The 13,012-nt window shown below is 56.4% G+C and carries 13 protein-coding genes and 1 tRNA gene; 7 read left to right on the top strand and 7 right to left on the bottom strand.

Going from position 1 to position 13,012, the window contains the following annotated elements; all coding sequences use genetic code 11:
- Window positions 1-60 precede the first annotated feature (60 nt).
- The 3 genes from ppk2 to ftsE form a co-directional block, all read right to left on the bottom strand.
- On the bottom strand, window positions 61-957 hold the full coding sequence (ppk2, locus tag HMPREF2860_RS08800; RefSeq protein ID WP_049181362.1) for a polyphosphate kinase 2: 897 nt from the start codon (window positions 955-957) through the stop codon (window positions 61-63).
- Between the two features lie 83 nt (window positions 958-1,040).
- Window positions 1,041-1,943 carry a permease-like cell division protein FtsX gene (gene ftsX / locus HMPREF2860_RS08795; protein WP_038626263.1) on the bottom strand — a complete coding sequence of 301 codons (903 nt, stop codon included), beginning with the start codon at window positions 1,941-1,943 and terminating at the stop codon, window positions 1,041-1,043.
- A gap of 48 nt (window positions 1,944-1,991) precedes the next feature.
- A complete protein-coding gene (gene ftsE / locus HMPREF2860_RS08790; protein WP_038626265.1) occupies window positions 1,992-2,681 on the bottom strand; it encodes a cell division ATP-binding protein FtsE in 690 nt (229 codons plus the stop codon).
- A 418-nt stretch (window positions 2,682-3,099) separates the two neighbouring features.
- On the opposite strand from ftsE, the gene HMPREF2860_RS08785 reads away from it, so the two are divergent.
- Window positions 3,100-4,473, top strand: a complete 1,374-nt coding sequence (locus HMPREF2860_RS08785) for an HNH endonuclease signature motif containing protein (RefSeq protein ID WP_239393075.1) — start codon at window positions 3,100-3,102, stop codon at window positions 4,471-4,473.
- Between the two features lie 2 nt (window positions 4,474-4,475).
- Here HMPREF2860_RS08785 and prfB read toward each other — a convergent pair whose 3' ends face one another.
- Entirely contained in the window at window positions 4,476-5,588 is a 1,113-nt protein-coding gene (gene prfB / locus HMPREF2860_RS08780; protein ID WP_070628826.1) for a peptide chain release factor 2, read from the bottom strand.
- A gap of 47 nt (window positions 5,589-5,635) precedes the next feature.
- On the opposite strand from prfB, the gene HMPREF2860_RS08775 reads away from it, so the two are divergent.
- Window positions 5,636-6,496, top strand: a complete 861-nt coding sequence (locus HMPREF2860_RS08775; protein ID WP_070628825.1) for an inositol monophosphatase family protein — start codon at window positions 5,636-5,638, stop codon at window positions 6,494-6,496.
- A 10-nt stretch (window positions 6,497-6,506) separates the two neighbouring features.
- Window positions 6,507-7,307 (top strand): histidinol-phosphatase, encoded by an 801-nt coding sequence (gene hisN, locus HMPREF2860_RS08770; RefSeq protein WP_038626273.1) that lies wholly within the window; start codon window positions 6,507-6,509, stop codon window positions 7,305-7,307.
- A gap of 42 nt (window positions 7,308-7,349) precedes the next feature.
- Here the strand turns inward: hisN and HMPREF2860_RS08765 are convergent, their stop codons facing one another.
- Window positions 7,350-7,688 carry an ArsR/SmtB family transcription factor gene (locus tag HMPREF2860_RS08765; protein WP_016423238.1) on the bottom strand — a complete coding sequence of 113 codons (339 nt, stop codon included), beginning with the start codon at window positions 7,686-7,688 and terminating at the stop codon, window positions 7,350-7,352.
- Window positions 7,689-7,760: 72 nt separating this feature from the next.
- Between HMPREF2860_RS08765 and arsB the strand changes: the two genes are divergently transcribed.
- A complete protein-coding gene (gene arsB, locus HMPREF2860_RS08760) occupies window positions 7,761-8,828 on the top strand; it encodes an ACR3 family arsenite efflux transporter (RefSeq protein WP_038626275.1) in 1,068 nt (355 codons plus the stop codon).
- A gap of 15 nt (window positions 8,829-8,843) precedes the next feature.
- Window positions 8,844-9,272 (top strand): arsenate-mycothiol transferase ArsC, encoded by a 429-nt coding sequence (locus HMPREF2860_RS08755; protein ID WP_038626277.1) that lies wholly within the window; start codon window positions 8,844-8,846, stop codon window positions 9,270-9,272.
- On the opposite strand, the gene HMPREF2860_RS08750 is transcribed toward HMPREF2860_RS08755, so the two are convergent.
- Window positions 9,269-9,775, bottom strand: a complete 507-nt coding sequence (locus HMPREF2860_RS08750) for a hypothetical protein (protein WP_038626279.1) — start codon at window positions 9,773-9,775, stop codon at window positions 9,269-9,271. The two genes, HMPREF2860_RS08755 and HMPREF2860_RS08750, sit on opposite strands and share 4 nt — an antisense overlap.
- A 211-nt stretch (window positions 9,776-9,986) precedes the next feature.
- Between HMPREF2860_RS08750 and HMPREF2860_RS08745 the strand changes: the two genes are divergently transcribed.
- Complete coding sequence (locus HMPREF2860_RS08745) at window positions 9,987-10,943, top strand: DUF418 domain-containing protein (RefSeq protein WP_070628824.1); 957 nt, start codon at window positions 9,987-9,989, stop codon at window positions 10,941-10,943.
- Between the two features lie 2 nt (window positions 10,944-10,945).
- Window positions 10,946-12,019, top strand: coding sequence for a trypsin-like serine protease (locus HMPREF2860_RS08740; RefSeq protein WP_070628823.1), 1,074 nt, complete (start codon window positions 10,946-10,948; stop codon window positions 12,017-12,019).
- Between the two features lie 731 nt (window positions 12,020-12,750).
- Here HMPREF2860_RS08740 and HMPREF2860_RS08735 read toward each other — a convergent pair.
- A tRNA-Met gene (locus HMPREF2860_RS08735) sits at window positions 12,751-12,824 on the bottom strand.
- Window positions 12,825-13,012 lie beyond the last annotated feature (188 nt).

Raw genomic sequence — 13,012 nt, 5'->3', positions numbered from 1 at the left:
TGGAAAGGCTCTGGCTTGATGGAACGACTGACGGCCGCGAGAACTGCCTAAACAAAGAAGCTACTTCTTCTTGCTCTTCTTGCCCTTCTTGTGCTTCTTGCCCTTCTTATCGGACTTGCCTGCACCCTTCACACGGTCAGCTTCGAGCTTCGCGGCAACGTCCGGCACATAGCGGAATTCAGTACGCGGCGGACGCTCGTAGCTCCCCTCAGACTCCGGACGCTCCGGAATTTCCGGAACATCCCGCTGAATGTGCTCGTACGGAATGGTGGTCAGCAGGTGGTTGATGACATTGATACGCGAGCGCTTCTTGTCCTCGGACTCAACCGTGAACCACGGTGCGGACGGGATATCAGTGTGGATGAACATCTCATCCTTAGCGCGGGAGTAGTCCTCCCAGCGAGTGATGGACTCCAGGTCCATCGGCGAGAGCTTCCAGCGGCGCAGCGGATCTTCACGACGGGACTTGAAGCGAGCAACCTGCTCCTCGTCCGACACGGAGAACCAGTATTTGCGCAGGATAATGCCGTCTTCAACCAGCAGACGCTCGAAGATTGGAGCCTGGTGCAGGAAGCGACGGTACTCCTGCGAGGTACAGAAGCCCATGACGCGCTCAACGCCGGCGCGGTTGTACCAGGAGCGGTCGAAAATCACGATTTCGCCGGCAGTCGGCAGCTTTTCGACATAACGCTGGAAGTACCACTGACCCTGCTCACGGCTCGTCGGAGCCGGCAGAGCCTCAATGCGACAGGTACGGGGATTCAGGTACTGCGTGATGCGCTTAATGGCCGACCCCTTGCCGGCGGCGTCACGACCCTCCATCACGATGACAATTCGGGCACCGGTTTCTACCACCCACTGCTGCATTTCGACGAGCTCTGCCTGGAGCTTTTTGAGCTCGGCCTCATAAGCCTTCTTGTCGAGCTTCGGTGGGCGCTGGACGTCGTCATTATTCATAGTCCTCAGCTTACCTGGCACCCTGCCCTGACCCTATTCACCGGGTTTAACCGAGGGGTCTAATCGCAAACCTAATTGGAGCCCTAGTCACGCGAGTAAAAACGCAGCGTGACCTGCGCAACAAGCCCAGCAAAGACCATGCCGATAATGACCACGATTGGCGCCACCACACCAATATCGCCGTTGGTCAGCGGCGCCAGAAGCTGTGCCTTGTACAGGTTACTCAGCGCCGGATCGATGACCGTCGCCTTACCCAGGAACAGCGCACCGATGGCCAGCAGACCACCAATCAGCGACGCAATCACCGCCTCGAGGACGAACGGCGCCTGTGTGAACCAGCGGCTGGCACCGACCATGCGCATAATCTCAACTTCCTTACGACGCGAGAACGCCGCAATCTGGACCATGTTCGCAATCAGGAACACAGCGGCAACGGCCTGCACCGCCGCCAGCAGGAAGGTCGCATTTCGCACCGAGTCCAGGTTCTGAGCTGCAGTACCGATCTCTTCATGCTGGTCAGTAACGTGGTCGACCTGTGGCAGCTCCCGAATCGGATCCAGCGGGCTGACATCGGTCGGGTCGCTCAGACGCACCATCACGACAGCAGGCAGCGACTCCGGCGTCGCATTTTCTACGAGCACGGGGTCGCTATCCTTAAACATCTCCACGAAGTGGTCAAAGTTTTGCTGACGATTTCGGAAGGTCACCGAATCAACGCCGTCAGTCTCTTCAAGCTTGCCGACGACCTCAGCACACTCCGGCGAGGAGCAAGTTTGGTCCTCGGCGGAGATTTGTTCATTCAGTTCGATCTGCACTTCTACGCGATCGAGATAGAGATCCTTCGTGCGGCTGGTCTGCTCAGTAACCAGGATGCCGGTCGCAAGCAGCGCCAACGACACCGCGGTCGTAATAATCATCGCGATGGTCATCGTGATGTTTCGGCCCAAGGAGGAGAAAGCCTCACCGAGGACAAAGCGAGTCTTCATAGGTCAGTAATACCTTTCGAATGAGTTCTTCTACCGATGGACTGTCTGTTAATTGTTCAGGCCGTAAACACCCGTGGCGTCGTCACGCACGAGACGCCCCAGCTCCAGCTCCAACACGCGGCGACGCATGGAGTCGACGGCATCGTTGTCGTGAGTCGACACGATAACGGTCGTCCCCATGCGATTGATGCGGTCAAGCAAGAGCATGATGTCACCGGAAGTGCTTGGGTCGAGGTTGCCGGTGGGCTCGTCGGCAAGCAAGATGAGCGGGCGGTTGACGAAGGCGCGAGCAATGGCAACGCGCTGCTGCTCACCACCCGACAACTCGTGCGGGTAGCGATTTTCCTTGCCCGAGAGCCCGACCATTTCAAGCGTTTCCGGAACAGCTTTGTCGATTTTCGCCTTCGGCTTGCCAATAACCTGCAATGCGAACGCGACATTTTCGTACACGGTCTTCTTTTGCAGCAGGCGGAAGTCCTGGAAGACGTACCCCACCTTTTGACGCAATTTCGGGATGTTGCGGCGAGAGATCTTAGTCAAATCCTGGTCTGCAACCGTCAGTTTTCCTGAATCCACTTTCTCTTCACGCACCATAAGGCGCAGGAATGTCGACTTACCAGAGCCCGACGGTCCAATAAGAAAGACAAACTCACCTTTATCTATGTGGACTGAAACATCGTCGAGAGCTGGTCGGCTAGAAGTCGAGTAGGACTTGGTAACCCCGTCGAAAGTGATCATAGATAGACACTCTAATCACTTAAGCCACTCAAGTCACTCTGGAATGCGTGGAATTGGGCGCCGGAATAGCGAGGCTGCGGAGCTAGGTGACATTGCCCCCCCCAGAGCGCGCGACCACACAGAAGTGCACGCTACGACAGTATTCGAAAGAATTTTCTCAAGAATCTCTACCCCCCTTTACTTCGCCTACATGTTCGATTAAAATGAGCGATGAAAGATTAAACGCGAGGATTAAAAACACCAAATAACGTCGCCGAGCTGCTTAAAGCTCGGAAAACTGACACTCAGAGTTAGTCGAAAATATTTTCCCTACCTCTTCCTTATTTCAACATTTCAACATCCAGGCCTTATCTTTCAGGGGGATTCAACAATGGCCAGCGGGGAACATATACCACGGAAACGCACTTACGCTGCGGCGATGGAAGCAACAGCGCCACGCTTTCACCATGAGATTTCTCAAACAGCACCAGCACGTCTTGGAATTGGCCGTAATCGAGCTGATCTGCAGCTTGCCCTTGCTTGTGTTCCGTCTTCTTCAACAAAAGATGTCGAAGATTACATCGCCAAAATCGCTCCAGCTCTTGGCATGTCGCGCGGGAGAACACTCCAGTACATCGATATCGGGATGCAGCTAGAGCGGCTCCCGCGGTTGAAAGAGCTTCTGCTCAAACGCGCACAGCTACCGCTTCCCCACATGCGGGTCATTGCCACAGCCCTCCTCCCCTTGGATGACGCCTCTACTGTGAAATATTTCGAAGACCATCTCCTCGAACTGATCACGCCGCGAGTCGATGGTGAAGTTCTTCGCGGGGTTCGGAGTCTTCAACAGAATATTCAGCGATTTATTAATGAAGTCAGCCCGCTATTGCGCCCTAAAAATGAGTACGACCCGCCGATTACTTCGTTTCAAAAAGGCATCGAGCAAAAAGCTGGCGAATCTATAAAGTTCGAGTTAAAGGACAACCTCACTGAAGTCACCATGGAACTGATGCCTGAGCGGGCAATTGAGTTTCAGAAGGTCTTGGAAGAAATTACCGCTGATCAGGACTGCGACTTCGTCGAGGCTTTTTCACACCTTCTGCACGGGACTGCTCAGGTCACCGCCACGTTGAATCTGTACTGCCCACTTACTCAAGACAAGCCACAGGAGGCATGGATCGGCGGTCTGGGGTGGATCAACAAAATCGCCACTGAATCCTGGATCGATCGAGTCACTAGCATCCGGCTACTAGCGGACGAGAAAACGGAAAAGTACTCGCCAACAGAGAGACAGCGTACTTACGTCCAAGGTAGAGACGGCACCTGCCGCTTTCCCGGATGCGATGTCGATGCAACGAAGTGCGACATCGACCACATTCAGCCGTATAACCACGAGAATCCCGAAGAAGGTGGCCAAACCGAAACGCCCAACCTCCATTGCCTATGCCGCCGGCACCACAATCTAAAAACGGCCGGTCTTTGGAATGTCGTGCGCGATATCGACGGCGTGGAGTACTGGACCTCCGCCACTGATCAAAGCACCGAAAAAGCTGCGCTTATCAGTACAGAAACAGGACCGCTCTCCGGCCACGGTCGCTACTCTTTCGACCTGCGCAAGACAAAGAAAGCACAGACACTCAAGGAATACAACGAGCAGAGGTTGGAACACCTCCGCGAATCACAGGAGCTGACAAATCAGGCTCGCGAAGAACTGGGAATGAACAAAAACGAGAGAAACGGAGAAGCCGACGAGCCCACCACACCGGAAACACCCAAGGCACCGGAAGCGCCCGAAGACGAACCGCCCTTCTAGCACTACTCCCCTTCGGACTGCTGGGCCATGCGCCAGCGAATACCGGCCTCGATGAACCCGTCGAGGTCCCCGTCGAGGACCGACTGTGGGTTGTTGACTTCGTATTCGGTACGCAGATCCTTCACCATCTGGTACGGGTGCAGCACATAAGAGCGCATCTGGTTACCCCACGAGGCATTACCACCGGCGCCAAGGGCGTCCAGCTCCGCGCGCTCTTCCTGGCGCTTCTTCTCCAGCAACTTCGCTTGCAGAACGCGCATGGCAGATGCCTTGTTTTGGTGCTGCGACTTCTCGTTCTGACAGGTCACCACTATGCCGGTTGGGACGTGTGTAAGCCGGACCGCGGAGTCCGTGGTGTTCACCGACTGTCCGCCTGGGCCGGAGGAGCGGTAGACGTCGATACGCAAATCTGACTCGGGGATGTCGATGTGATCTGTTTCCTCGACGACCGGCAGCACCTCTACCTCGGCGAAGGAAGTCTGGCGGCGCCCCTGGTTATCAAAAGGACTGATGCGAACCAGACGGTGTGCGCCCTGCTCGACCGAGAGGGTGCCGTACATGTACTCGCCATGGACGACGAAAGTAGCGGACTTAATACCGGCCTCTTCAGCGTAGGACGTGTCGTAAACCTCGACCTTATGCCCGTGTTTGTCGGCCCAGCGCAGGTACATGCGCATGAGCATCTCGGCCCAGTCAGCGGCATCCACGCCACCGGCACCGGAGCGGATGTTGATGACCGCCTCGCGCTCGTCGTAAGGCCCCGAAAGCATCGTCGTGACCTCGAGGGATTCGATGTCGGCACGCAGCTCAGCGCGTTCGGCATCGGCCATCTCGACGGCGTCGGGGTCGCCCTCCTCTTCCGCGAGTTCGTACATCACGGAGAGATCGTCGAGGCGCCCGCGCAGCGAGTCAATCTTTTTCTTCTTCGCCTGCACCTGCGACAGTGCACTGGTGACCTGCTGCGCGTGGTCGGGGTCATCCCACAGCGACGGGTCGGCGGCCTGGGCTTCCAACTCCCTGATCCGGTCGGAAAGCTCGTCGACATCGACCACCTTCTCAATGGTGGTCAGCGTCGCGTCGAGTTCTTTGAGGTCAGCATTCAGATCCGGGTTCACGGGTACTACCTTAGCTATACCTCCTGTTTCGGTGCACAATAGGACGTATGTCTGAATCCACCGCCAGCCAAGATTCCAGCCAAGACCTAGAACTCTTTCTCTCCCAAGTTTCCGAGTCAATTGTGGCATCGGATACCAGTGTTGCGGTTGCCATCGTGAAGCGTGCCGCTGCCATTGCTGCTCGCATGCGCGACGAAGGCCTGGTCACGGAGTACAAGACATCGATTTCCGACGTCGTCACCGCGGCCGACCGCGCAGCGGAGAAGTTCGTCGTCGAGGCCTTGGCCGCGCTCCGCCCGGAGGACGGCATTCTTGGCGAGGAAGGGTCGGCGAAGGAATCCCAATCGGGTCGCACGTGGGTGATTGACCCTGTCGATGGCACCTACAATTTCACCACTGGTTCGGACTACTGGTGCAGTGCGTTGGCGCTGGTTATGGGCGATGCGAGCAATCCGGATGAGGTCATCCTCGGTGCGGTGCATCGCCCGGCAACGGGCGAAAGCTGGATTGGCGGCCCCAATCTGCCGACCACTCGTATCAACATTGACGGCACTGTTGACGATCTCCGGGTCACTGACCACCCGCTTTCGGAAGTCTGCGCAGCGACCTACCTCCACACCACAGTGGTGAGCTCGAGCGGGGAATCCGAGGTCACAGCCACAAAGTCCTGGCTGGATGCAGTGTCCCGCAGCGCTACCTGGCGCATTCTGGGCTCAGCGTCAGTAGATATGGCCGGCGTGGCCGACGGTCGCATCGGCGTATGGTTCCAGCGCGACGTCGCGGCTTGGGACTGGCTGCCTGGATATGCACTTATTACGGGCGCAGGCGGCGAAGGCACGTCGGTGGGGCGCTGGAAGCTCGCGGGCTCGAGTGGCCAGGTCGCAGAGCTACGTGAGGTTCTGCGCTAGAATTTCGGCCATGACCACCTCTTACTCCGAAGATCTCGCCCTCGCGCTCTCGCTTGCCGACGCAGCCGATGACCTAACGATGTCCCGCTTCGAGGCGGCCAATCTAGTCGTCGAGTCCAAGCCCGACCTCACACCGGTCTCCGATGCCGACATCGCGTGCGAAAAGCTGCTCCGCGAGATTCTGTCGGACAAGCGCCCGAGCGATGAGGTCCTCGGCGAAGAATTCGGTGGCGAAGCTGTGTTTGAGGGCCGTCAGTGGGTCATCGACCCCATCGACGGCACGAAGAACTTCGTGCGCAATGTCCCGGTCTGGGCCACCTTGATTGCCCTGTTGGAAGACGGCAAGCCGGTTGTCGGCGTGGTTTCCGCCCCTGCGCTGGGACGTCGCTGGTGGGCGTCCAAGGGCGACGGCGCATTCAAGCGCGTGCAGGTCGGCGGCCGGGAAGCCGCTGAGAGCCGCATTGAAGTCTCGAAGGTAGCAGATGTCGCGGACTGCTCAATCTCCAACTCTTCGCTCACAGGTTGGGCCGAGCGCGATTTGCGCGACAACTTCATCGGTCTCACCGATGACGCCTGGCGCCTGCGCGGCTATGGCGACTTCTTCTCCTACTGCCTGGTAGCGGAGGGTGCGGTCGATGTCGCCGCGGAGCCGGAGGTTTCCCTGTGGGACCTGGCAGCTCTTGCGATTCTGGTGGAGGAAGCTGGCGGCCGCTTCACTTCTCTAGCGGGTGTCAACGGGCCGCACGGCGGGGACGCGGTTGCGACGAATGGGTTGCTTCACGACGCCGTCGTCAAGCGCCTGAATAGGTAACCAGAGTTTTCCAACCTATCGCAATTTGCGACGAGCGGCTCACTACCTCCCGTCCGCGTGACCGATATCCAGGATACGTCGCAGCTCAGCAAATACCTCAGGGCGTACCTCATGGGTTACTACCCGTCCACTCTTAGATCTAGTTAGCAGCCCGGCATCCGCCATGGTCTTTAAATGATGCGACACCGTAGGCTGACTAAGCCCAGAAACAGCGGCCAGCTCCCCCACGGTCATCGGGCTACAGCCAGCGGCAGCGAGCTGAGACAAAATTTGCAGGCGCGCCGGTTGCGCCAGCGCTTTGAAGAGCGTTGCCGCAGCCTGCGCTTCCGCCGCGTCGAGAGGCCGACCGCCAAGTGCACAGCATTCTGAGATTTCGTCCATACCTGTTGAGGCTACACGGCCTCCCCTCTAAATATATTGACAATCATCGATATATTGGTTACACAGGAAACTATGACACAGACTACAAAGTCACTCAGCTTCCTAGATCGCTTCTTGCCGCTATGGATTGCAGCTGCAATGGCAATTGGCCTCATTCTGGGCAAAATTGCACCGTCACTTGTGAACTGGCTGGCAGAGGCAAAAATTGCGACAATTTCCGTACCAATCGCCATCGGCTTGCTGGTCATGATGTACCCACCGCTCGCAAAGGTTCGATACGACAAAACGGGCAAAATTTTGACATCCAGGAAGCTGATGGGCATCACAGTCTTCCTCAATTGGATTCTCGGCCCCGCACTGATGTTCGCCCTTGCCTGGATATTCCTCAGTGATAGTCCAGAACTGCGCACTGGCGTGATCATCGTCGGTCTCGCCCGCTGCATTGCAATGGTTTTGGTCTGGAACGACCTATCTTGCGGCGATACTGAAGTCGCTGCCGTACTGGTGGCCGTAAACTCGCTATTTCAAATTCTCATGTTCGGCGCTCTAGGGTGGTTCTACCTGCAGATTCTGCCCTCCTGGTTGGGACTGGAAACCACTTCCGCCACCTTTTCTTTTTGGGCAATCGCACTATCCGTAGTGGTATTCCTCGGTATTCCGCTTCTAGCTGGCGCAGCATCACGCATAATTGGTGAACGCACCCGTGGTCGCGACTGGTATGAAAATGAGTACTTGCCCAAAATCTCGCCATTGGCGCTTGCCGGCCTTCTATACACAATCGTGTTGCTCTTTGCGCTTCAGTCACAGCAGATTCTTGAGAATCCCTGGACCGTTGCGAAAGTGGCGCTACCACTAGTGATCTACTTCCTCGCCATGTTCGCAATCGCTCTCACTTCGGCCAAGGCCGCGGGCATGAACTACGCAACCTCCGCATCGATTGCCTTTACGGCTGCCGGGAATAACTTCGAGTTGGCAATTGCGGTTGCGATTGGCACCTTCGGCCCATTGTCCCAGCAAGCACTTGCGGGAACGATTGGACCACTTATTGAAGTACCCGTACTCGTTGCACTTGTCTACGTCACCCGCTGGCTCGGGCCGCGCCTTTTCCCCAATGACCTTTCCGTACCGGACAAACTATAGAAAAAGGGTTCTGAAATGAAGGAAATCCCGAAGGTACTTTTCATCTGCGTGGCAAATGCCGGTAAATCCCAGATGGCCGAGGCCATTGCGCGTGCAAAATATGCCACGCAGTTCACCGCCCTTTCAGCAGGAACGAACCCCAAAACTACTACCAATGCGCTTGCAGCCAAATCAGTTGCAGAAATCGGCGCCTCTATGGACGGTGCATCACCAAAGCCCATTGACTCCACGATTCTCCGGACTGCAGATCGTGTTGTCATCATCGGCGATGCCGCTCATGTAGAGCTCCCCTCGGACGCTCAAGGCTCACTCGAGCGTTGGCTTACTGACGAGCCTTCAAAACGAGGCATCGACGGAGAAGAACGCATGGACCTGATTCGCGATGACCTCGAGCGCCGTATCGACAAGTTAGCTGTCGAACTCCGTTCCACTAAGAATCCCTAAGCGGCAGAATCCAACAAAAGCCTCCTTATCGCCAGCGTAAGCCACACGACTGCGCCGACGCCTGCGATGAGACCGAGGAGCAGGAATATCAGACCGACTCCCCAAAGCCCGGTGATGTCGTCAGTGCCGGCGATGATGCTCCAGCACAGGGTATAGCCGGCGACCGCTGCCCACCAGGTGGGCAGCAGGTTCAGAGTTGGGGCGGGCACGCGCATCATGGCAGAGGCAGTGAGGATGACCATCGCGAAGCCACTGCAGAAAACCTGCCATGGCGAGTAGTTGTATTCACCCTCGGGCATCCACGCGAGCGTACAAAAGCAGATTAAGAATGCGGCGACAAAGACGAAAACCGTGTGCCCATATGCGATGCGCTCGCCGGACTTTTTGGCCAGCCACGCGGTACCCACCCACGCGAGAGCGGTGGGGATGGCAATAATCAACAGGTACGCGAGGAAGACTCCTGGCACCTCAGCCCAGGTGAAACTCGTCAGCATCGATGTCATGCCACTAGGTTACGCGTGTCTCTGGGCTCTTTGAACGCGCTAGTTTCCCAGAGAAAACACAGACGAAACACTGTGTTTTACACATAATCACTTAATGTATTGTCAGATTCGATTGCTACAACTAGAAAGTCGTTTTCAATACGCCGTTTGTAGAGAGTGCTTTTTACCAAAGAGCACCTCCCTATAAGTTGTAGTAAAGGAGAAATCTGGGGTGAATAAACCTACCCGAATCGTGGGGCTTGATATAGCGCGCTCACTCGCCATCATCGGCATGATTATTGTCCATATGGCCTCACTACTTTGGAGCACAAAGGTTGTGCTCTCTGGCCTACCCTCATCACTGTTCGCCATCATCGCCGGCGCCACAATGATGATCATCGGCCGTAATTACAGCAGCACTACCTTCTTGCGTCTAATCACCCGCGGTGCCCTTATCATTCTCATCGGCCTGGCACTATTGCCGGTCGGTGGAGAAATTCAGGTGGTCCTCGTCATCATGGGCCTGGTAATGATGCTGGTTTCCTGGATGCCAGCGCTCGGAACCTGGTGGCGAGTCTGCTTCTTCATCGCCGCAACCATCGCCGCCACAATCAAGTACGCGCCTATGACGCTGCCACAAATTTATCCGCTACTCGCGTGGATTGCATATTTCATCGGCGGCATGCTGCTTTACGACGTCTACTTACGCGGTCACCTGCAAAGCACTTCCACCTCTGAGACCAGCGCCAATACTCGGTTGAGCTGGATTGTTACCGCTGTCAGCGTTGTCATCACTGCCGTCGGCATGTACTTCCGATTTAATCCCGAGATTGCTGGCTGGCTCCGCTTTACCGGACACACTGGCGTCTTCGGCGAAATCATTCTCTCCGTCGCTGTTGCCGCTGTTGTGTTGCACTTGTGCCTGTTCGTAGGCGATCGTTTCCCAGCTGTGGTTTACCCATTCGCGGCTATGGGAACAATGTCACTGACTATCTACATCCTGCACGTTCTCACCGCGTTTTATTGGCAACAGAATGTGCTATTGCATTCCACGTTGTCCGCAGCAGGTTTCATCGTATTCTTCCTCGTCATTGCTAGCCTCTGGAAGAAATTTGTCGGACAGGGCCCTGCCGAAAAACTCGTTGCCACCGCAATCAAGGCCATTGTTCCTTCTGGGAAAGGGAAATAACCGTGAAGAAAACATCTTTTTCCATCGCAGCAATTGTTAGCAGCACCCTGCTTCTATCTGCAGCCCCAGCTCTTGCATTGGAAAACGGCGAACCCGCACCCGCAAATGCTGAAAGCAGTTCTGTGGCCGCGCTGAAGATTGGCAAAATCGGCAATTTCGGCGACTGCACCGGAACGCTGGTTGCCGACCAGTGGGTACTCACTGCACGCCACTGCCTGGAGTCTGTGAACAACGAAGGGACCCAGGCCCGCATCGGCGGGAAGGTCTACGATGCCGATTCTTGGGCGCTGTCTCCAATGTCTGATGCGGGGTTGCTTCACCTGGCTCAAAAGGTCACTGACGCAACACCCGCGAAGGTTTCCCGCGATATCCCAACACCTGGGCAGACGGGAACTCTCTACGGCTGGAGCAGCAGCTCGTCGATGGCCCGATCCGGCCAGCTTCCGATGACCAAGATGGTCGTCAAGGAACTGCTGGGCGGAGCACCGGCTGATGGAACTCCAGGTGAGGCTGCTCCAGATGGGGCCACTCCAGGTGAGGCTGTTCCGGGCGAAGCTGTTCCGGGCGATGCCATGGAATCAATGGAGATGCAGCCAGGCGGAGCAATGCCGGGTGCAGCTAAGCCGGATGCAGTAAAGCCAGATGACTCCAAAACCGAGTCGATCCCCGCAGGAACGGAAAGCATCCCAGCCGACGCTGCCATGATGCCAATGATTCAAAGCGCCATCCTGGACGCACATTCCGTCTCTGGCGCGGGTATGCAGGGCGGTGACTCCGGCGGCCCGTTCTTCGTCGACGGCAAGCTCGCGGGCCTGGCTACTGCCGGAACCTCCAATGGCGATCCTGACCTACCCTCCCCCAGCGCAGCTATCACCACCCTCGCTGGCACGGCTGACTGGATCGATGACATCACCTCTGGCCGAGACACAGAAAGCGTGCTGACCGCGGAGAACACTCCTGCTCCGCCAAAGACCATTCAGACCAGCGCCGATCACATGTGGGGTTACCTCGCCATCGCGTGCGTTGGCCTGGTTGTCGCAGCAGCCTGGTCGCGCATTAGGAATGGCCGACAGTAGAACCGTCTAACCACAACCACAAGCCGCCTCCCCGGAAAGTACTGGGTAGGCGGCTTTTATCGTGCATGCGAGGAACTTAATAGTGACCGAAGCCATAAAATCTCTCGGTAACTGACGTACAATCGTGAGATAATCCTATGGTTTTATTCCAATTTTTCTAAGAATCGACGATTCGGTGAGGTCGCACTTATCGGTGGCCTGGCTCTGTTGATTCCGCCAATGATCTGGCTGAAGAAATCGAAAGCCAAGACTTCGTAGAATTCTTTATGAAGGGGCGAAAAAAAGGAACGAGTCACTCCACATCCGCCCACATTTCGAGCCCACCGTGGGAGTCCAAGCCTGTCTGGCAGCTGTCTGTCAGCTGTCTGCCCACCGTTTTGCCAGTATTGCGCTCACTTATCGATGCATGATTCACCCATCGATGCGCTCCAGCGTATCCATAAGTGAATAACTCATCGATATGTGAAACCGAAAGCTAGCAGCGCGTACATGAGCTGAGGCAAATCGGCCAGAATCAACCCAGCAACTCCTCAAGCTAAGTACCTTCAGGCCGACTAATCGAGCAGCGCCTCACGCTGCATTTTGACGACCGTCCTTCAATGCCCGGTTGTGAAGTGCGCGAGTTCGTCAGACCCAACGACTGCCCAACGGCTTAAGCCCCAAGCGGTGATTTGACCCCCGAATAACGAAGACCCCTACCAGCGTTTACACCGGTAGGGGTCTCTTCTTAGTGGCGGGGGCTGGATTCGAACCAACGACCTCTGGGTTATGAGCCCAGCGAGCTACCGAGCTGCTCCACCCCGCGTCAACTGTCCTGGCTTTTACAAGCACTCACAGCGGGTGCTGACCTCTCCGGCCAACGAGATGTAACTGTAGCACGGACCTTCCAACAAAGACCAATCCCCAGGTCATAGCCAGTTTCGCTACAACCTGGGGACTCTGCGAACCATAAGAACCTATGATTCTCGGCTAATCTCCCGTTGCAAGCCTTAC

Origin of the sequence: Corynebacterium sp. HMSC064E10 (genome assembly GCF_001812505.1) — a bacterium.
Classification (GTDB): Bacteria; Actinomycetota; Actinomycetes; order Mycobacteriales; family Mycobacteriaceae; genus Corynebacterium; species Corynebacterium amycolatum.
The sequence above is the reverse complement of the archived record's forward strand: the minus strand, read 5'-3'. Positions and strand labels throughout refer to the sequence as shown.